General features: G+C 60.6%; 18 protein-coding genes and 1 pseudogene. 9 read left to right on the top strand and 10 right to left on the bottom strand.

The annotated features are described in order from the left end of the window. Positions 1 to 85: 85 nt before the first annotated feature. Entirely contained in the window at positions 86 to 1,087 is a 1,002-nt protein-coding gene (locus FZ934_RS12835) for an LLM class flavin-dependent oxidoreductase (protein ID WP_153271376.1), read from the top strand. A gap of 63 nt (positions 1,088 to 1,150) precedes the next feature. On the opposite strand, the gene FZ934_RS12830 is transcribed toward FZ934_RS12835, so the two are convergent. From FZ934_RS12830 to FZ934_RS12820, 3 genes are all read right to left on the bottom strand, one after another. Further along, the gene (locus FZ934_RS12830) at positions 1,151 to 1,744 is read right to left on the bottom strand and encodes an SH3 domain-containing protein (protein ID WP_153271375.1); all 594 of its coding nucleotides are present in this window, start codon (positions 1,742 to 1,744) and stop codon (positions 1,151 to 1,153) included. After that, positions 1,735 to 2,232: an invasion associated locus B family protein gene (locus tag FZ934_RS12825; RefSeq protein WP_153271374.1), complete on the bottom strand. Its 498-nt coding sequence runs from the start codon at positions 2,230 to 2,232 to the stop codon at positions 1,735 to 1,737. The genes FZ934_RS12830 and FZ934_RS12825 overlap by 10 nt, the downstream gene beginning before the upstream one ends. Before the next feature lie 232 nt (positions 2,233 to 2,464). Continuing rightward, positions 2,465 to 3,211: a YebC/PmpR family DNA-binding transcriptional regulator gene (locus FZ934_RS12820; protein ID WP_153271373.1), complete on the bottom strand. Its 747-nt coding sequence runs from the start codon at positions 3,209 to 3,211 to the stop codon at positions 2,465 to 2,467. A 174-nt stretch (positions 3,212 to 3,385) separates the two neighbouring features. Here FZ934_RS12820 and FZ934_RS12815 point away from each other — a divergent pair, with 174 nt between their 5' ends. Then, positions 3,386 to 3,889 (top strand): pyridoxamine 5'-phosphate oxidase family protein, encoded by a 504-nt coding sequence (locus FZ934_RS12815; protein ID WP_153271372.1) that lies wholly within the window; start codon positions 3,386 to 3,388, stop codon positions 3,887 to 3,889. Between the two features lie 30 nt (positions 3,890 to 3,919). Here the strand turns inward: FZ934_RS12815 and FZ934_RS12810 are convergent, their stop codons facing one another. From FZ934_RS12810 to FZ934_RS12780, 7 genes and pseudogenes are all read right to left on the bottom strand, one after another. Then, positions 3,920 to 4,756 (bottom strand): MBL fold metallo-hydrolase, encoded by an 837-nt coding sequence (locus FZ934_RS12810; RefSeq protein ID WP_153271371.1) that lies wholly within the window; start codon positions 4,754 to 4,756, stop codon positions 3,920 to 3,922. Between the two features lie 101 nt (positions 4,757 to 4,857). Next, a complete protein-coding gene (locus tag FZ934_RS12805) occupies positions 4,858 to 5,682 on the bottom strand; it encodes a TIGR00282 family metallophosphoesterase (protein ID WP_113360786.1) in 825 nt (274 codons plus the stop codon). A 2-nt stretch (positions 5,683 to 5,684) separates the two neighbouring features. Beyond that, positions 5,685 to 6,272, bottom strand: a complete 588-nt coding sequence (locus tag FZ934_RS12800; RefSeq protein ID WP_153271370.1) for a 5-formyltetrahydrofolate cyclo-ligase — start codon at positions 6,270 to 6,272, stop codon at positions 5,685 to 5,687. A 96-nt stretch (positions 6,273 to 6,368) separates the two neighbouring features. Then, positions 6,369 to 7,118: a hypothetical protein gene (locus FZ934_RS12795; RefSeq protein WP_153271369.1), complete on the bottom strand. Its 750-nt coding sequence runs from the start codon at positions 7,116 to 7,118 to the stop codon at positions 6,369 to 6,371. 66 nt (positions 7,119 to 7,184) lie between these two features. After that, positions 7,185 to 8,077: pseudogene (locus FZ934_RS12790) on the bottom strand (NAD-dependent epimerase/dehydratase family protein). Then, complete coding sequence (locus tag FZ934_RS12785) at positions 8,074 to 8,901, bottom strand: glycosyltransferase (RefSeq protein WP_153271368.1); 828 nt, start codon at positions 8,899 to 8,901, stop codon at positions 8,074 to 8,076. Before FZ934_RS12785 ends, FZ934_RS12790 begins: the two are co-directional and overlap by 4 nt. Next, a complete protein-coding gene (locus FZ934_RS12780) occupies positions 8,898 to 10,118 on the bottom strand; it encodes an NAD-dependent epimerase/dehydratase family protein (protein ID WP_153271367.1) in 1,221 nt (406 codons plus the stop codon). The genes FZ934_RS12785 and FZ934_RS12780 overlap by 4 nt, the downstream gene beginning before the upstream one ends. A gap of 119 nt (positions 10,119 to 10,237) precedes the next feature. On the opposite strand from FZ934_RS12780, the gene ybgC reads away from it, so the two are divergent. The 7 genes from ybgC to pal all read left to right on the top strand — a co-directional run bounded on the left by ybgC (position 10,238) and on the right by pal (position 17,833). Beyond that, the gene (gene ybgC / locus FZ934_RS12775; protein WP_153271366.1) at positions 10,238 to 10,684 is read left to right on the top strand and encodes a tol-pal system-associated acyl-CoA thioesterase; all 447 of its coding nucleotides are present in this window, start codon (positions 10,238 to 10,240) and stop codon (positions 10,682 to 10,684) included. 184 nt (positions 10,685 to 10,868) lie between these two features. Next, positions 10,869 to 13,073 carry a methyl-accepting chemotaxis protein gene (locus FZ934_RS12770; protein ID WP_153271365.1) on the top strand — a complete coding sequence of 735 codons (2,205 nt, stop codon included), beginning with the start codon at positions 10,869 to 10,871 and terminating at the stop codon, positions 13,071 to 13,073. A gap of 387 nt (positions 13,074 to 13,460) precedes the next feature. Further along, the gene (gene tolQ, locus FZ934_RS12765; RefSeq protein WP_153271364.1) at positions 13,461 to 14,180 is read left to right on the top strand and encodes a protein TolQ; all 720 of its coding nucleotides are present in this window, start codon (positions 13,461 to 13,463) and stop codon (positions 14,178 to 14,180) included. A gap of 29 nt (positions 14,181 to 14,209) precedes the next feature. After that, entirely contained in the window at positions 14,210 to 14,665 is a 456-nt protein-coding gene (gene tolR / locus FZ934_RS12760; protein ID WP_162746807.1) for a protein TolR, read from the top strand. A gap of 8 nt (positions 14,666 to 14,673) precedes the next feature. Then, complete coding sequence (locus tag FZ934_RS12755) at positions 14,674 to 15,813, top strand: hypothetical protein (RefSeq protein ID WP_113360804.1); 1,140 nt, start codon at positions 14,674 to 14,676, stop codon at positions 15,811 to 15,813. Positions 15,814 to 15,835: 22 nt separating this feature from the next. After that, positions 15,836 to 17,146 carry a Tol-Pal system beta propeller repeat protein TolB gene (tolB, locus tag FZ934_RS12750; RefSeq protein ID WP_113360806.1) on the top strand — a complete coding sequence of 437 codons (1,311 nt, stop codon included), beginning with the start codon at positions 15,836 to 15,838 and terminating at the stop codon, positions 17,144 to 17,146. 156 nt (positions 17,147 to 17,302) lie between these two features. Then, positions 17,303 to 17,833, top strand: a complete 531-nt coding sequence (pal, locus tag FZ934_RS12745) for a peptidoglycan-associated lipoprotein Pal (protein ID WP_065692537.1) — start codon at positions 17,303 to 17,305, stop codon at positions 17,831 to 17,833. The last annotated feature ends 36 nt before the right edge of the window (positions 17,834 to 17,869 follow it).

Here is a 17,869-nt window from a genome sequence, read left to right as displayed (position 1 = left end):
GGCCCTTTTTCATGTCGCGGGTTTGGAAAGCAGGCGACCGCCACCTACATAGACCTGTCTTTGAAACTACAGGTGGGCTTTTGCCATGGTTCCGTTTTCGATCCTCGATCTCTCTCCCGTTCCGGATGGCAGCACGGTTCGCCAGTCTCTCGAGAGTTCCGCGCGAATGGCGCAGAAAGCGGAAGAGTTCGGATACAAGCGCTTCTGGCTGGCCGAGCATCACGGAATGCCGGGGATCGCCAGCGCCGCAACCGCTGTCGTCATCGGGTATGTCGGGGCTGCGACCAAGCGAATCCGCATCGGCTCGGGCGGTATCATGCTGCCGAACCATTCGCCGCTTGTCATTGCCGAGCAGTTCGGCACCCTCGAAGCGTTGTTCCCGGGGCGTGTCGACCTCGGCCTCGGCAGGGCGCCCGGCACGGACATGCGCACGGCGCAGGCGCTGAGGCGCAATCTCGATGCCGGAGCGCAAAGCTTCCCGAATGACGTCGTGGAACTGCAGCAATTGCTCGGTGCGCCGATCGAAAACCAGGCCATTCTCGCCGTCCCCGGCATGAACACGAACGTACCGATCTGGCTTCTCGGGTCCAGCCTCTACAGTGCGCAGCTCGCCGCGATGCTGGGGTTGCCCTATGCGTTCGCATCGCATTTCGCGCCGGACTCGCTGCTCGACGCGCTCGATATCTACCGCGACCGCTTCAAGCCTTCCGCCGTGCTCGACAAGCCTTACGCCATGGTCGGCGTCATGGGATCGGTCGCCGATACGGATGAGGAGGCGCAGTATCATTTCACCTCGGCGCAGCAGCAGTTCGTCAATCTCCGCCGTAATGTGCGCGGGCAATTCCCACGGCCGGTCGAGGACATGGAAAGCTTCTGGTCGCCGATGGAGAAGATGACCGTCGAGCATACGCTTCGCTATGCGGTCGTCGGCTCGCAGAAGACCGCCGAGGCTAAGCTGTCGGAATTCATCCGCGACACGCAGGCGGACGAGGTGATCATCTCCATGCCTATCCACGACATCGAGGCTCGGCTGAAGTCTGTCGAATTGTTCGCGGGCCTCGGCAATTTTCTGCGCGCGGCCGCCTAGGAACGACCAGACGGCCGAGTGGTCGCCGTGGTCTGTCGATCACGGCGCTCAGCTTCCCGGTACCTAGCGGATACTCTCGTTCGGATAGACGCCCCAGAGGGCCGATTGCCTGATGAAGCCGTCGATCTCATGCCCTGTCACATCGACGTTGCACCAGATGCCGTCGCAACCATGTACGGAGAGCCTTACGCGGGCCTCCAGTTTTGCGACAACCCTCGCATCGGATTTCGGTGTTTCGCGGAGCGAAACCGTCGAAGCAAGCCAAGGCCCGACAACGGCCGTGCGCTTGCTCGACAGAAGCGCCTTGTGCATCCAGCCGGAAACGCCGTCGCAGTCCCGGACCTGTCGCCAGTTGCCATATTCCGCGAGGATTTCCATCGGCAAGCCGGGGACCGTGTAGATCCATTGCGTGCCGTAATCGAGTGATGGCCCTATCCGTAGTCGCGCCTCTCTCGATTTCACCGAAACGAAACGGGGGACTGGAAGGCCGGTTTCGCGACCCTTGGCGCCATCCACGTCCACCTGCGGCATGGGCGCGGCAGTGAGCGGTCGGTGAGCGAAGGCGAGGCAGGTGGTGGCGGCGGCGAGCAGTCCCATGGCCGCGCAAAGGCGCCGCCGGATGCTGCGGTAAGGCAAGCAGCGAATGCTCACTTGCATTGCGACATCTGCTTCAGGGCTGCCGTCACCCCGCTCAGCGAATATGTGTAACTCGTTTGCGTGCCGCGGTTGGAAACAACAGCGATCGTCATGTCGCTGCCGGAGCGCATGGCTTCAATGACGTCAGACTCCTTCGATTCCTCGAGCACCCAGGCGGACTTGCCTTTGGCGAACATTGCAAAGGTTCGATCGCCGATCTGGATCTGACCGCGCGATCCCGGTTTGAGATCGTAACCCATGATCGCTTGCGGCTCGTAAGCCGTGAGCTTGCCGGGCGCCTTGCCGATCACGAAGAAGTTGCGCCCGTGATCGACGCCTGCAGGCTGCGCCGTCTTTGGGACCGTCAGAAGATAGCAGACCGTCCTGCCTTCGCGGCTGTAGGAATAGACACCCCAATCATCGAACTTCTTGATCATTGTCGGTTGTGCATGTGCCGCAACGGCACTTGATAGCGCCAGGCAGAATGAGAGGATGGCTGTTCTTTTCATGGCATTTCCCCGCCGAGAGTGTGAGAGACGCTGGTCTTGAGACAGACCGGCTGGAGCGAATGCGGGGCATTCAAGGCGGGCAGGGTTACCGGGGTCTTAACGCGACAGTGCGGATCACGGACGTGTTATCGCGTGGCAGTGCTATGTGAAGTCATGCTTTAAGGTGGCTGTGGATAACAAAAAACCGGCCGCATCGCTGCGGCCGGTCTGGAAACAAAAATCGAAGAAACGATCAGGCCGAAAGCTTGGCCAGGACTTCTTCATCGACTTCGAAGTTCGAGTAGACGTTCTGGACGTCGTCATCGTCTTCAAGGCTGTCGATGAGCTTCAGCAGCGACTGGGCACGTTCTTCGTCGACCGGCACATTGTTCTGGGCGCGCCAGACGGCCTTGACGGTTTCAGCTTCGCCGAGCGAGCTTTCGAGGGCCTTTGCGACCTCGCCGAGGGACTCGAAGCCGGTCGTGATGTAGTGGCCTTCCTCGTCGGTCTCGACGTCGTCGGCACCAGCTTCGATCGCAGCTTCCATGACCTTGTCGGCGTCGCCGGCGGAGAGCTTGTAGGTGATTTCGCCAACGTGGTCGAAGGAGAAGGAAACCGAACCGGTTTCGCCGAGTGCGCCGCCGGCCTTCGTGAAGATCGAGCGAACGTTCGATGCGGTGCGGTTGCGGTTGTCGGTCAGAGCCTCGACGATGATCGCGGTGCCGCCCGGGCCGTAGCCTTCGTAGCGCACTTCATCGTAGTTCTCGCCGTCAGCGCCGGCTGCCTTCTTGATGGCGCGGTCGATGTTGTCCTTCGGCATGGACTGAGCCTTGGCGTTCTGGATCGCCAGACGCAGGCGGGCATTCATGGTCGGGTCGGGAAGACCGGCCTTGGCGGCAACGGTTATTTCGCGCGCGAGCTTGGAGAACATTTTCGATCGCACGGCATCCTGACGGCCTTTGCGATGCATGATGTTTTTAAACTGTGAATGGCCAGCCATGGCACCCCTGTTCACGTCTTATTGTTAGGAATGGGCCGCCTTATAAGAGCGAAACGGGGCGCATTCAAGGGAAAACGGCTTGGTTTGGCCTGTTGGCGCTGCGTCCGGAATTAGGGAACAAAGCCCGGAAGCTGACGTTTCAAAGCACGGACCCTCGAAACGGAAGGAAGTGCTATGGCTAGTTTCAACGAGGCGCGCGAACACCCGGCACGTCAGCTTTGGGATCAGGTGAACGACATCCACGCGGGAATGCTTGGTGTCGATGGAGTAGACATGCACATGCAGCCGATGGCACCGCACGCCGATCCGAAGACCAACACCATCTGGTTCTATACCAAGTCCGATGCAGACATCGCCCGCTCCATCAAGCCTGGCACGAGGGCGCATTTTTGCGTGGTGGGCAAGAACCATGACTATCATGCTTGCCTGGCAGGGATGATCGAGGTCCGGCCAGATCCTGCGAAGATCGATGAATACTGGAACTCTGTTGTCGCGGCCTGGTACGAGGACGGCAAGAAGGATCCCAATCTGACGATGCTGGCGATGCATGTCGACGATGCCGATATCTGGGTCTCGACCGGCAGCAAGCTCAAGTTTGGCTGGGAGATTGCCAAAGCAAATCTCGACGACGACAAGATGCCTGATGTCGGTATCCGCCAGCATCTGCAGTTTGCCTGAACACAGATTGACCCGGCATGACCGGGTCTTTCACTGCATGCCTTTCGCCACGTAGATCAGAGGCTTCTTTGGCAATGTCCGCAATGACACGGTGATCGTATTGGTCGGGGCGTAGCTGATGTCGAAGTCGGGACCGAACATCGAAAGAAAACTCTGCAGCGGTCGGGGTTGATGCATCGGCAGGATCAGCGATGCGCGGAGCCTCTTGATGACGCGGCTCATGCTGTCGGCGCCCATCGTCAGACCGCCATCAACCGGAACCATGACGACATCCAACCTCCCGATCTCGGCGTAATGCGAAGGCGTCAGTTCGTAGTGCAAATGCCCGAGATGGCCGATACAGAGGCCTGCGACCTCGAAAATGAAGATCGAGTTGCCGTCGGTCTGCGGAGCGCCGAAATCGCCGCGGATATCGGTCGTGACGTTGCGAATGTAAGTGTCACCAACGACCAGATCGATTTTCGCCTTCTCGCCGGGGACGTCGCTCCATCCGTGCAGCACATGCTGAATGCTTGAATCCGGCGTCAGTGTATAATGCGAGGAGTGAGCACGGTTCATGGTGACGACCATCGGCAGGCGCGGCGGCGTGTACCATCCGCTATAGTCCGTAGCGATCGTCACGCCGCCGGGTGTCTCGATGAGAAAGGTGGAATGTCCGATGTAGGTCAACGCGACCGTTTCTTCGGTCGCTGTCGCGTCGATAACCGACGTGGTGCCGGAAAAGTTCGCGTAGGTCGCGTGAGGGATGGACTGAGCAACAGCCTGGCACTGGCTGGTGGCCTTTCGCTCCTGCTGAGCGACAGTCGCCTCCGTGGCGATGAGCAGCGTCACGCAGGCAATTGCGAAGACAAGAAAACGCGGCTTCATGCCACTTCCTCCAGCGGGTGCGTGCGAAGGATGCGGCAAGGTAACGCAGCGGTCCAGTTGAAAGGCCGGGGCCGCTGCTCACTTTTGCGTCATGGAAGGCGCTAGCGCCAGAACTCCGGAATCGTCTCGGCAAGACGGGGACCGAGCCTGAGTGGAGCGATCTTTTCGGCGAGCCCGGTCGCATCCGAGATCTCGACGCCGACGCCGCAGATGGTGGCGGGGCCGGTCGCTGCTTCCATGCGCCCCTTCGGCATCTTGGAGATGAACCGGTTCAGCGGCTCTTCCTTGTCCATGCCAAGCGAACTGTCGTAGTCGCCGCACATGCCGGCATCCGACAGGTAGGCGGTGCCGCCGTTCAGGATCTGATGATCGGCCGTCGGGACGTGGGTGTGCGTGCCGACGACGAAGCTGGCGCGACCGTCGACGAAGTGGCCGAAGCACTGCTTCTCGCTGGTCGCTTCGGCGTGGAAGTCGAAGATGATCGCGTCCGCCTGCTCCTTGAGCGGGCAGGCATCGAGGATCGCTTCGGCCGACTTGAAGGGGTCATCGAGTTCGGGGTGCATGAAAACGCGACCCATGACATTGGCGACCAGCACGCGTGCGCCGTTGCGCGCATAAAAGAGCCCCGAGCCACGACCCGGCGTGCCTTGCGGGTAATTGGCCGGCCGCAGGAACTGGTCGTGACGCCCGGCAAAGGCGACGGCTTCCTTCTGGTCCCAGACGTGGTTGCCTGTCGTGACGACATCGGCGCCTGCGTTGATCGTCTCGAGGAAGATATCCTCGGTGATGCCAAAGCCGCCGGCAGCATTCTCGCCGTTGACGACGACGAAATCGAGCTTCAGGTCGGAAATCAGGCCGGGGAGGCGGTTCCAGACGGCGGTGCGTCCGGTCTTACCGACCATGTCACCCAGAAAAAGCAGTCGCATTGCTATCCAATCCAATAGGCAAAAAAGCGCAGCCCGCTTTCTGTCAGGATGGCGTCCAGGCTGACGTCGTGGGGCTCATCGGGCACATGTGCCACTTCCTGGCAGTCGAATGCAATGCCGATCAGCTTGGGATGCAGGCCTTTTTGCTTCAAACGCTCGATGGCGCGGTCGTAATAGCCGGCGCCGTAGCCGATGCGATGGCCGCGATTGTCAAATGCAGAGAGCGGTACCAGCATGATGTCAGGGTCAAGGACGGCGGCATCGTCAGGTGGTCCCGAGGTGCCGAAGCCGGTGCTGACAAGCGGGGCGCCGCGCACGAGTTCGCGAAAGACGATCGTCTGCTTGTCGAGGATGGCAGGCACGCAAAGCCTGGCGCCTCGTGCCTGGAAGCGCGCCATCAGTGGGCGGATGTCGGCTTCCGAGCGGATCGGCAGGAAACCGGAGACGACGGTTCCAGGCTCGAACGCCACCGCCTCGCCGGCGTGCTCGGCCATGGCAAGGCTCATCTCGATCCGGGTTTCCTCCGGGATGGCGTCGCGCAGCGCAAGCCGGCAGCTGCGCATTTCAGCTTTCAGTTCCTTTGGGGTCATGCTCCACCGCGCCGTTTTTCCAGCTGACGATAGCGGTCTCGCCGATCATTTCAACGCAACAATGCGACGTTGGCCGGCTTGTCCGGGTCTCGCGGCTTAGATTGTGATGCTGGTGGGTATCGCCGAAGCTCCGACTTGTGCGTCAAGCTGATAGGCGTCCGCGCCTGATCCCTGCTGGCCATTGCGGGCGCGCAGTTCACGCATCGCCTTGTCCATCAGCTGGCGGACCTCCTGCAGGACGGATTTGAACTCTTCCATCGTCTTGCGATCTTCGGCGGATATGCCCGACGTCGCCTGTTTCCCGTCTTCGACCACGCTCTGGTAGGCGTTGCGCGCGGCAGTGGCGCCATCCGGCTCGTCGGTCTGCTCCGTACTGGCGTCGGAGGCATCGAACGATGCTTCGGTTGCCGACGCGGCTGATTGATCTGCGGCAGCGCCGGCAGCATCGGCAGCAGCGCTCGCGCCGGTATCGGCAACGGCTGCAGCGCTGTTGGCGGCAGATGCTGCGCTCGTTGCACTGGCGGCAACGGCGGAGGCAAATTCCGCAGCTGCGGCGCTGATCTTGTGTGCGAGTTCGGCCGCAAGGCGGGCGACCACTTCCGGCGGAAAGCCACCGCTTTTCAGCATTTCCAGCTGCTGCTTGGCTTCTTCCAGTTTGCGGGCAGCGCGGGCCTTTGTCGCTTCAGCCGAGGTCGTCATGCTATCACGCAGCGTCTGCAAGGCTTTCGCGGAGGTCTGCAATATCTTCAGGCGCGCGCTACTTGCGCTGTCCGTGGACGCATTGAGGTTGTCTGCCGAATAGGCGTTGCGCAGAATATTGAGCGCCGAAGTGGAGCCGACTTGCATACTATCCCCCGGATTGCACTATCCGGGTTAGTCTGCAACCTCAGGCTTGCGCGGGCCTGTGCGGCGTCACACGCCTCCGTTGTCCGTGGCCAGCGCATGGATGGTCTGCTCGAACAGCGGCATGCCGCCGGGCACCCATCCAAGGGCGCGGATTTTCGTCGTGTCCATCGGTGTGAGCTGCGATTTGTCGGCCGGAAGCGGCAGCCTGTTCAGGCAGTCGCGTTCCCAGCGAATGTGTTCGAGTATGTCCCACGTGTCGAGGGTGAGGTCGGAAACGTTGAACGTTTCTCCCGATATCCGCCCCGTTTCGGCCTCCAGCATCACGCGCACCGCCTTGCCGACGTCCTTGCCGTGGACTTCGGTTCCAACCCGCGAGGGGAGGGCGCGGCCGTTGAGATAGTCCTCGATCAGCCTGTCCCATTTGTTGGGCCGAAGATCGCCATAGACGCCTGTCAGCCTGAGGCTGGCTGTTGCAAAACCGGGGGCGGCCAGATGTGCCAGGCTGCGCTCGGCATCCAGCTTGACCTGGCCGTAGAGGGTTTCCGGCTTGTCGGGCATGCCTTCCTTCAGCACGGTGCCGGGAGCATGCTCGCCATAGGCGGCGCGGCTGGAGATGAAGATGCAACGGCGCGTGCCGGCGCGTTTGGCCGCCTCGAAAAGCCGGACGCTGCCGTCGAGATTGAAGCGCTTGAACGCCTCGGGATCATTGCCTTCGCCGCCACGGTATTTCCCGGGCAGATGATGGAGGGCGGCGTGGACGAAGAAATAGGCGTCGTCGAAGGCTTCGATATGGTCATGCGCGGGATCGAGTGACAGCGGGGCAAATTCGACCGGTCTTGAAAAGAAGCGGGGCAGGGGAGCATGGCGCCCGCCGATGATCACGGTATAGCCGGCGGCGAGCAGTTCTTCGACGATATACCGTCCGACGAGACCTGTTCCCCCGATACCAATACCTTCATGCTGCCTCTTCAGGGTTTGCCATGGTCGATAGATCCGGCACATCATCGCCGGCATAAAAAGCATGCCACAGGTCGATCAGCGGCCGCAGTTTATCGGCCTTCGGATGATTCGTCTCCCACGGCTTCTCGTACTGGTAGTGCAGGACGGAAATGCTCTGCCAGTCCCAAAGCCGGGGCATGGTGAACCATACGTATTGCAGCATGTTGAAGTAGACAGGCAGCCCGTGCCAATCCTGGAAAAAATCCTGCAGGAATGTTTGATCTGTACGCTTCCAGAACAGGCCGGGCTGATCCAGATGCTCGAGCATTCGTCGAAACGTCTCCGTCGACGGTTCAGCGACGAAGACGCCCGAGTTCAAACGATGAAAATCCGCCAGCGATTCGTAGACGTTGGGGGCAGCGGAGAACTCCGGATAGCGGAAGAGCCTGTCGATATTCCGCAGCACGATCGCGTCTGCATCGATGAAAACGCATCGTTGGTATTCGGTCAGCTGCCAGAGCCGCAGCTTGCAGAAATTGTCGAGCGGCGAATGGAAATCCGGCTTGCGCCCCTTGGTGAAGGGGGCGGCAGCGTGGAGACTGGAGCGGGCATGCCGCTCGTTGAACTCGGCGGATAGCGGCAGGTGATCGACAGCCACAAGCCGGCAGCCGAGTTGCGTCAGCGGTGCAAGGGCTGGTTGGTCTGCGCCGTCAGTATGAAGGACGACCAGGTCGGCGGCGGTCTCGGTCCGACGCAGCGATGTGATGAGTGCCTTGGCGCCCATGGCGTAGTCGTTGTTGGTGACGAGCGTGACGTAGGCGTAGGGCGACGAGAGGTCACTCATGAAACGGACTTCAGCCTCTTGCCTTCCGGATCATGGTCGATCGTCGCGGCGATGTCTTTTGTCCAGGCTGAAACGGCGGGAACGCGGGATCGGTCAACGCGGTAGGCGAACTTCTTCGCGACGTCGACAATCTCGCTCAGAAGCCCGGCCTGCAAGGTGATTGGATCAAGGCCGAGGTTGCGGAACTTGTCGTTCTTGACGATGAGCTCATTCTCGGGGGCTTCCTTGCGCGGGTTTGGCAGCCAGGCGATCTCGGCGCCGCTCATCCGGGCGATCATCTCCGCCAGATCGCGGACCCGATGTGTCTCCGTCATCTGGTTGAAGATCTCGACCCGTGCACCGCGCGCCGGCGGGTTGTTCAGCGCGAGCTCGATGCAGCGCACGGAATCCTGAATGTGGATGAAGGCGCGGGTCTGCCCGCCGGTGCCGTGCACGGTCAGCGGATATCCGATGGCCGCCTGGATGAGGAAGCGGTTCAGCACTGTTCCGTAATCGCCATCGTAGTCGAAGCGATTGACGAGTTGCGGATGGCGGCGCGTCTGTTTCGTGTGGGTGCCCCAGACGATCCCCTGGTGCAGATCCGTTATCCTCAGACCGTCATTCTTGGCATAGAACTGGAACAGCAGCTGATCCAGGCACTTCGTCATGTGATAGATCGAGCCCGGATTGGAGGGGTAGAGGATCTCCTGGCTGACGGTCTCGCCGTTCGCGATCTCGACCCCGACCGGAAGATAGCCTTCGGGGATAGCAGCTCCGACCGTGGAGTAGCCATAGACGCCCATGGTGCCGAGATGGATCAGATGCGCGTCAAGCTGAAGCTCGACAAGCGCATTCAGGAGATTATGCGTGCCGTTTACGTTGTTGTTGACCGTGTAGTTCTTGTGGCGGTCGCTCTTCATCGAATAGGGCGCGGCGCGCTGCTCGGCGAAATGAATGATGGCATCCGGACGGTTGTCGGCAAGCCACTTCTTCAAGAGCTCGTAGTCCTTGGCGAGATCGATCAGGTTGAAGTGGATGCGCCGGCCGGTTTCGGCGTGCCATATGCGGGTGCGCTCCTGGATCGAATCCATCGGCGTCAGCGACTGGACGCCCAGTTCCGTATCGATCCATCGCCGGGAAAGGTTGTCGAGTATATGGACGTCATGGCCCAGGTCCGAGAGATGCAATGATGTTGGCCAGCCGATAAATCCGTCTCCGCCCATCACTGCAATCTTCATCGCGTCGTCTCCTGTCTGTGCGCCCTTATCGAGAATTACTTAGGAAGCGTGACAATTGTTCAATGCTTGCAAGCCGGAAACTCTTGGGTCAAAGAGGGCCTAAGAATCTGGAGAGAATGATGGCTGACAAGGGCTTTTCCATTTCGGGCGAACTCGCGGAAGAAGGCCACCGGCTTCTGCAGCGCGTGTACTATGAAGACACGGATTTCTCCGGCCTCGTCTATCACGCCCGCTACCTCCATTTCCTCGAGCGCGGCCGCACGGACTACCTGCGTTGCCTCGGCGTCGAGCAGCGGGAACTGATCAACGCCGACGAGGAGGGACTGGTTTTCGTCGTTCATCGCATGGAGATCGACTTCAAGCAGCCCGCACGGATGGATGACATCCTGACGGTTCTGACGCGAACGGAGAAGGCCGGCGGCGCCAAGATGGTGCTGAGCCAGGAGATCCGCAGGGACGAGGTGGTGCTGATTGCGGCAAAGGTCATCATTGCGGTCATCAATGCAAAGGGGCGTCCGCGGCGATTGCCTGATAGTTTGGCCAAGCAGATGCTGATCGAGGTGTGATTGCTTGCGCGTTATTTTCGCCAGAAAAGAGACTGGTCCGGTGCGCGTTCGCGCGCTGGTTTAAAATGTTGAAGAACTGCGAAATTTTCATAACATCACACACAAAATCATAGATCGAATTTTAAATTATATTTAATTGAACTCATTCAGACCCAGCTAAAGTTTCCTTGCGCGAAGGTCTGAAATGTCTGGCTTCCTGTCCAATCTCAAAATCGGTCAGCGGGTACTTATGCTCGCTGTCGTCGCACTCGTCGGTATCGGCGCGATCTCGGCCATCTTCCTGTTTCAGCGGAATGTCGAGGCCGGCTATCGGGCCGCTGCCGACCGTCTTGCGACTGCCGAGTCCGAGGTCTCGAAGCTTGCAATGACCATCCTGCAGAACCGTCGGCACGAGAAGGATTTCCTCCTTCGCAAGGACGAGGCTTCGGTCAAGAGCTTCGAGCAATCCACGACGGATGCGCGGCAGATCCTTGGCGAGCTGCGCGCCGACGTGGACGCGCAGATGCTCGATGAGCTCGATGCGATCGGAAAGCAATACGACGCCTACGCCGCCAACTTCGCTACGCTGGCAGAGAAGAACGCAACGCTCGGCCTCGATCCCTCAAAGGGTCTCGAAGGCGCAATGCGCGAGGCCGTGCATTCGATCGAGGATCAGCTTGGTTCCGTCAAGGACAGCGATCTGATGGTCAGCATGCTGATGCTGCGTCGGCATGAAAAGGATTTCATCATCCGCCGCGATGCGAAGTATGTCGCCCAGCATGCCGAGGAGATCAAAAGCTTCACGGCGCTTGCCGGACGCGATCTGAAGGCGTCCGAGGTCCGCGACCCGATCATGAAGGCACTGATCGTCTACGGCGCCGCGTTCCAGAAATACGCCGCCGTTGCGCTCGAAGAGGCCGACGCCCGTAAGGCTACATCGGAAAGCTATGCCGTCGTCGAGCCGATGATCGACGCCTTGAAGCAGGATTATGCCTCCGCGAAAGCCGCGACGCAGAAGGCCAACGACGCGGCTGCCAGCCGCGCGATGGCATTCGTTGCAGCGGCCCTTGCCGCCACAGTTATCATTCTGATCTCCGCCGTATTCCTGATCGGGCGCTCGATTGCGCGCCCGATCGTCTCTGTGACCGACGCCATGCGCACGCTCGCCGGCGGCAATACGGGAATTACCGTGCCCGGCCTTGGCCGCCGCGATGAGATCGGTCAGATGGCGACGGCCCTTGATGTGTTCAAGCAGGCAGCGATCGCAAACCGACGCCTGGAAGAGGAAGCGACAGCAGCCCGCGCGCATGCGGAAGCCGAGCGCGTCAGGATGCAGGAGGAAGCAGAAGCTTCCGCCCAGCTGCGTCTTCGCCAGGCGACATCAGGTCTTGCGGACGGTTTGCGGCGTCTTGCCGCAGGCGACCTTTCGTTCCGGTTGGACGACCCCTTTGCGCCCGACTTCGAACAGTTGCGCCACGATCTCAATCAGGCCGTTCAGCAGCTCGGCCAGACATTGGCTGAAGTCACCGGTGCCGCCCATTCTATTGATGGTGGCAGCAGCGAGATCAGCCAGAGTGCCGACGATCTCTCGAGGCGTACGGAACAGCAGGCGGCGTCGCTCGAGGAGACCGCCGCGGCCCTCGACGAGATTACCGCGAACGTCTCGAACTCGTCGCGGCGCGCCGATGAAGCGCGTTCGGTCGCCGAGCGTGCGAATGGCAGCGCGGTTCATTCCGGCAAGATCGTCGGTAACGCGATCGATGCCATGCAGCGGATCGAACAGTCCTCGCTGCAGATTTCCAATATCATCGGCGTCATCGACGAGATCGCTTTCCAGACCAACCTTCTTGCGCTCAATGCCGGCGTCGAAGCGGCCCGTGCAGGCGAAGCAGGCAAGGGTTTTGCCGTCGTCGCGCAGGAAGTCCGCGAGCTTGCACAACGCTCGGCGCTTGCCGCCAAGGAGATCAAGGATCTCATCCGCAACTCCAGCGACGAGGTGCAGAGCGGCGTCAAGCTGGTGCGCGAAACGGGCGATGCCCTCCATCAGATCGGCGAGTACGTAGCTTCGATCAACCAGCACATGGACGCGATCGCAACCGCTTCCCGGGAGCAGTCGATCGGCCTCGCCGAGGTCAACACGGCAGTCAATCAGATGGACCAAGTGACGCAGCAGAATGCCGCGATGGTCGAGGAGACCAATGCCGCAAGCGCGACCCTGGCCAAGGAAGCCAGCAGGTTGCGGGAGCTGATCTCGCAGTTCAAGGTGCTCGGGGCGGAGCAGTCCAGCGCGCTGCGCAACGTCGCCGCGGTCATGGCCGCGCCATCTCCGGCGCGGGCTCGTCCAGCCGCTTCGCAGATGAAGCGCGTGGCAAACGGCGCTGCTTACCAGGACGGTTGGGACGAGTTCTGATCTGCGAATGACGCATGGCGGTAATGAGGAAGACAGCGCTTGTAAAATCTTGACTTTTGTGTGAAGGAATTCGCGCGTTGCAAGATGAGCGCTGTTTCGGCCGTCTAAAATAGAACTGGCCAAGTAATCCAAGGGACAAATCTTCGCCGATAATCCGCTGTCATAGTCCGGCGCTAACGAACTATTAACCATAATAGTGTCTTACTCGGAAAGTCAGAGTTTGTGCGGTGCACGCCTTCCTTTGACCAAATTTGACGGCAAGGAAGACGGATAAGAGCTTGGAAGCTTGACCAGGGCTTTGGGCGGCGGCCGCCAGACACTTCTTGCGAGATCACTTTGTGCCGCCCGGTCAAGCGCCGGGCGTTTGGATTCGGGGATTTTGGATCAATGGAACAAGTAGGATTGGCAGCAGCAACGGCCGACGTCAGCCTCTGGTCGCTGTTTATGCAGGCAGGTCTCGTCGTCAAGCTGGTCATGCTCGGGCTCATCGCAGCCTCGGTCTGGACCTGGGCGATCGTCATCGACAAATATCTGGCCTACGGTCGCGCGCGGCGCCAGTTCGACAAGTTCGAGCAGGTGTTCTGGTCCGGCCAGTCGCTGGAAGAACTTTACCGCACGCTGTCGGAGCGCAACAACACCGGCCTCGCATCGATCTTCGTCGCCGCCATGCGCGAGTGGAAGAAGTCGTTCGAACGCGGTGCGCGCTCGCCGATCGGCCTGCAGATGCGTATCGATCGCGCCATGGACGTCACGCTCGCTCGTGAATCCGAATATCTCTCCGCCCGTCTCGGCTCGCTGGCGACGATCGGTTCGGCCGGTCCGTTCATCGGTCTGTTTGGTACGGTCGTCGGTATCATGACCTCGTTCCAGGCAATCGCCGGCTCGAAGTCGACCAACCTTGCGGTCGTCGCACCGGGTATCGCTGAAGCGCTTCTGGCGACTGCGATCGGCCTCGTTGCCGCTATCCCGGCGGTTATTGCCTACAACAAGTTCTCCGCCGATGCCGGCAAGCTCTCGGGCCGCATGGAAGGCTTCGCGGACGAATTCTCCGCCATCCTTTCGCGACAAATCGACGAGAAGCTGCAGCCGCGTCAGGCCGCGCAGTAATCGACGGGAACGGAGTTAACGATATGGGTATGGGTGCTCCAAGCGGTGGCGGAGGCGGCGGTGGCCGCGGTGGTCGTCGTCGCGGCGGCCACAGAGGCGGTGCCATCTCCGAAATCAACGTGACGCCGCTGGTCGACGTCATGCTGGTGCTTTTGATCATCTTTATGGTCGCTGCACCGATGATGACGGTCGGCGTGCCGGTCGACCTGCCGGAAACGCAGGCCAAGGCGCTGAATTCCGAAACGCAGCCGATCACGATCTCGGTCAAGAACGACGGCCAGGTGTTCCTGCAGGAAACGCCGATCCCGGCCGAGGAAATTGCCGCGAAGCTCGAGGCAATCGCAACGACCGGCTACAATGAGCGCATCTTCGTTCGCGGCGATGCGACCGCGCCCTATGGCGTGATCGCCGATGTCATGGCCCGCATCCAGGGTGCCGGCTACAAGAACATCGGCCTCGTCACCCAAGAGAAGAAGGGCCCGTAGTAAACGCTATGAAGGCCAGTATCGTCTCATCTGCTGCTCTGCACTGTGCACTGCTCGCCTGGGCGCTGATTTCGATCGGCTCCCCGGAGCAGTTCAAGGTCGAGGATTTCGAGGCGATGCCCGTCGACCTCGTGCCCGTCGAAGAAATGACGCAGATGCAGCAGGGCGACAAGACGGCCAAGCCGAGCGAAAAGCCGGCGCCGAAGCCGACGACCAAGCCTGCCGATGTCCCGAACGCCGAGAACATGGGCGACAACAAGGTCGACATCAAGACCCCGCCGATCCCGAACGCCAAGCCGAACAACAATGTCAGCCAGGCGTCTCCGAAGGCATCCGAAAAGCCTCTTCCTCAAAATGATCCTGTCCCGAACGAGGTGAAGGACATCATGAAGGAAGAGACGGACGTCGAGCCGAAACAGGTCGCGTCCATTACGCCGCCGAAGCCGGATATCGCGCCGCCCACCCCGACGCCTGAAAAGCCCGAGGAGAAGCCGCAGGAACAGGCCGAGCCTCCGAAGCCGGATGCCGAAGCCCTGCCTGACAAGGTGCCGACCCCGGTCGTGAAGCCGACGCCGCCGAAGCCGCCGGAACAGAAGCCGGCCGAAAAGCCGCCTGAGAAGAAGACCGACGATAAGGCAAAATCCGACGACAAGCCGACGGACAAGAAGCTGGCCGACAAGAAGCAGGAAAAGGCCAAGGCCTCGTCCGCGAAGGACAGCGACTTCAACGCCGACGATATCGCGGCGTTGCTGAACAAGCAGGATCCGTCGAATGGCGGCGCCAAGAGGTCAACCGAGGTTGCTTCGCTCGGCGCCAAGAAGGCGACCGGTGGCTCCAAGCTGTCGATGAGCGAGATGGACGCGTTGCGTAGCGCGATTGCCGGCAACTGGTCGGTTATTCCAGGCATGGAAGGTGCGAGCGACGTTCGCATCAAGGTCCATATGAAGCTTGACCCGGATGGCAACATCATCGGCTCGCCCGAAGTTGAAGCCATCGGCGGCACCAACGAGGCAACGCGGATGGCGTTGGCGAGCGGTGCCAAGCGCGCCGTCATGAAGTCGTCGCCGTTCACGAACCTTCCGAAAGACAAATACGACGCCTGGGGCGAAGTCATCGTCAATTTCGATCCCAGCGATCTAGCCCTTTAAAATGCTGAAAGGCTTGTGCTCTATGACCAAGTGTTCTCTTTTCCGCGCCCTGATGGTTGCCGTCGGCATGGTCGCGACGGCCGTTGTCGCGACGCCAGCGAATGCGCTTGTCGAAATCAACATCAACAAGGGTAACGTCGAGCCGTTGCCGATCGCGATCACTGACTTTCTGCAGGGCGACATGGGCGCGCAGGTGTCGCAGGTGGTGGCAGCCGACCTTCAGCGCTCCGGTCTCTTCGCGCCGATCAACAAGAACGCCTTCATCGAGAAGATCTCCAATCCGGATGCCGCGCCGCGCTTCGAAGACTGGAAGGTCATCAATGCCCAGGCACTCGTAACGGGTCGCGTGACGCAGGAAGCCGATGGCCGTCTGCGCGCAGAATTCCGCCTGTGGGACACCTTTGCCGGCACGCAGATGACCGGCCAGCAGTTCTACACGCAGCCTGAAAACTGGCGCCGCGTGGCGCACATCATCGCCGATGCGATCTACAAGCAGATCACCGGCGAAGAAGGCTATTTCGATACGCGCGTCGTCTTCGTGTCCGAATCCGGGACGAAGCAGGAGCGCAAGCGCCAGCTGGCCATCATGGACCAGGACGGCTTCAACGTTCGCATGCTGACCAACGGCAGCGACCTGGTTCTGACGCCGCGCTTCTCGCCGAACCGGCAGGAAGTCACCTACATGTCATTCGCCAACCAGCAGCCGCGCGTTTACCTGCTGCAGCTGGAAACGGGACAGCGCGAAGTTGTCGGCAACTTCCCCGGCATGACCTTCTCGCCGCGCTTCTCGCCGGATGGCCAGAAGGTCGTCATGAGCCTTCAGCAGGAAGGCAATGCCAACATCTACACGATGGACCTGCGTTCGCGCACCACGACGCGCCTGACCTCGACGGCTGCGATCGATACGTCTCCTTCCTATTCGCCTGACGGCGGCCGGATCGTCTTCGAAAGCGACCGTGGCGGCCACCAGCAGATCTACGTCATGAATGCCGACGGTTCCGGCCAGACGCGTATTTCCTTTGGCGACGGCAACTATTCCACGCCGGTCTGGTCGCCGCGTGGCGATCTGATCGCCTTCACCAAACAGTCGGGCGGCAAGTTCTCGATCGGCGTGATGAAGCCGGATGGTTCGGGCGAGCGCATCCTGACCACCGGCTTCCACAATGAAGGCCCGACCTGGGCACCGAACGGCCGTGTGATCATGTTCTTCCGCCAGGCGGCGGGAGCAGGCGGTCCGCAGCTCTATTCGATCGATCTGACCGGTTACAACGAACAGATGATCAAGACCCCGGCATACGCTTCCGACCCGGCCTGGTCGCCGCTTCTGGAGTAGGAAAGACTGTGGATGTGCCTTCTTGTCGCCGCAAAAATCCTCGATTTGGGCGACAGAGGGACAAATCAACCATTCGTTAACCATGATTCTTGAAAGCCGATTAACCGAGAACGGTTACAGTCCGGCAACCTTAATCAAGTCGCAAGGAGACCGGCCATGAGCCGAATTCACACCCCGGCAATGAGCCGCATGCAGAATTTCGCCCGTAACCCCGTCATGATCGCGCTCGTTGCCGGTCTTGCCCTGGCAGGTTGCGCCAACAAGAAGAACATGGCCAACAGCGCCGGCGATCTCGGCCTTGGCGCCGGTGCCGCAACGCCTGGCTCTGCCCAGGACTTCACTGTCAACGTCGGCGACCGCATCTTCTTCGACACCGATAGCACCTCGATCCGTGCAGACGCTGCCCAGACGCTCGACCGTCAGGCTCAGTGGCTCGGCCGTTATCCGAAGTATGCGATCACCGTCGAAGGCCACGCCGACGAACGAGGCACGCGCGAATACAACCTTGCTCTCGGCGCTCGCCGTGCGGCTGCCGCCAAGGACTACCTCGCTTCGCGCGGCGTTCCGGCTCAGCGCATGAAGACGATTTCCTACGGCAAGGAGCGTCCGGTTGCTGTCTGCGACGACATTTCCTGCTGGTCGCAGAACCGCCGCGCCGTTACCGTTCTCGGTGGCGCAGGCATGTAATTGCCTTTCCGGCAGCAAAATGCCGGGTTCTATTAC

This window comes from Rhizobium grahamii, assembly GCF_009498215.1.
Classification (GTDB): domain Bacteria; phylum Pseudomonadota; class Alphaproteobacteria; order Rhizobiales; family Rhizobiaceae; genus Rhizobium; species Rhizobium grahamii_A.
The sequence above is the reverse complement of the archived record's forward strand: the minus strand, read 5'-3'. Positions and strand labels throughout refer to the sequence as shown.

Coding starts and splice junctions, on each gene's coding strand:
- pal (WP_065692537.1), top strand. CDS start 17,303: ATGAGCCGAATTCACACCCCGGCAATGAGCCGCATGCAGAATTTCGCC.
- ybgC (WP_153271366.1), top strand. CDS start 10,238: ATGGCTGACAAGGGCTTTTCCATTTCGGGCGAACTCGCGGAAGAAGGC.
- FZ934_RS12785 (WP_153271368.1), bottom strand. CDS start 8,901: ATGAGTGACCTCTCGTCGCCCTACGCCTACGTCACGCTCGTCACCAAC.
- tolB (WP_113360806.1), top strand. CDS start 15,836: ATGACCAAGTGTTCTCTTTTCCGCGCCCTGATGGTTGCCGTCGGCATG.
- FZ934_RS12810 (WP_153271371.1), bottom strand. CDS start 4,756: ATGAAGCCGCGTTTTCTTGTCTTCGCAATTGCCTGCGTGACGCTGCTC.
- FZ934_RS12800 (WP_153271370.1), bottom strand. CDS start 6,272: ATGACCCCAAAGGAACTGAAAGCTGAAATGCGCAGCTGCCGGCTTGCG.
- FZ934_RS12755 (WP_113360804.1), top strand. CDS start 14,674: ATGAAGGCCAGTATCGTCTCATCTGCTGCTCTGCACTGTGCACTGCTC.
- FZ934_RS12820 (WP_153271373.1), bottom strand. CDS start 3,211: ATGGCTGGCCATTCACAGTTTAAAAACATCATGCATCGCAAAGGCCGT.
- FZ934_RS12835 (WP_153271376.1), top strand. CDS start 86: ATGGTTCCGTTTTCGATCCTCGATCTCTCTCCCGTTCCGGATGGCAGC.
- FZ934_RS12830 (WP_153271375.1), bottom strand. CDS start 1,744: ATGCAAGTGAGCATTCGCTGCTTGCCTTACCGCAGCATCCGGCGGCGC.
- tolR (WP_162746807.1), top strand. CDS start 14,210: ATGGGTGCTCCAAGCGGTGGCGGAGGCGGCGGTGGCCGCGGTGGTCGT.
- FZ934_RS12780 (WP_153271367.1), bottom strand. CDS start 10,118: ATGAAGATTGCAGTGATGGGCGGAGACGGATTTATCGGCTGGCCAACA.
- FZ934_RS12770 (WP_153271365.1), top strand. CDS start 10,869: ATGTCTGGCTTCCTGTCCAATCTCAAAATCGGTCAGCGGGTACTTATG.
- FZ934_RS12795 (WP_153271369.1), bottom strand. CDS start 7,118: ATGCAAGTCGGCTCCACTTCGGCGCTCAATATTCTGCGCAACGCCTAT.
- FZ934_RS12815 (WP_153271372.1), top strand. CDS start 3,386: ATGGCTAGTTTCAACGAGGCGCGCGAACACCCGGCACGTCAGCTTTGG.
- FZ934_RS12825 (WP_153271374.1), bottom strand. CDS start 2,232: ATGAAAAGAACAGCCATCCTCTCATTCTGCCTGGCGCTATCAAGTGCC.
- tolQ (WP_153271364.1), top strand. CDS start 13,461: ATGGAACAAGTAGGATTGGCAGCAGCAACGGCCGACGTCAGCCTCTGG.
- FZ934_RS12805 (WP_113360786.1), bottom strand. CDS start 5,682: ATGCGACTGCTTTTTCTGGGTGACATGGTCGGTAAGACCGGACGCACC.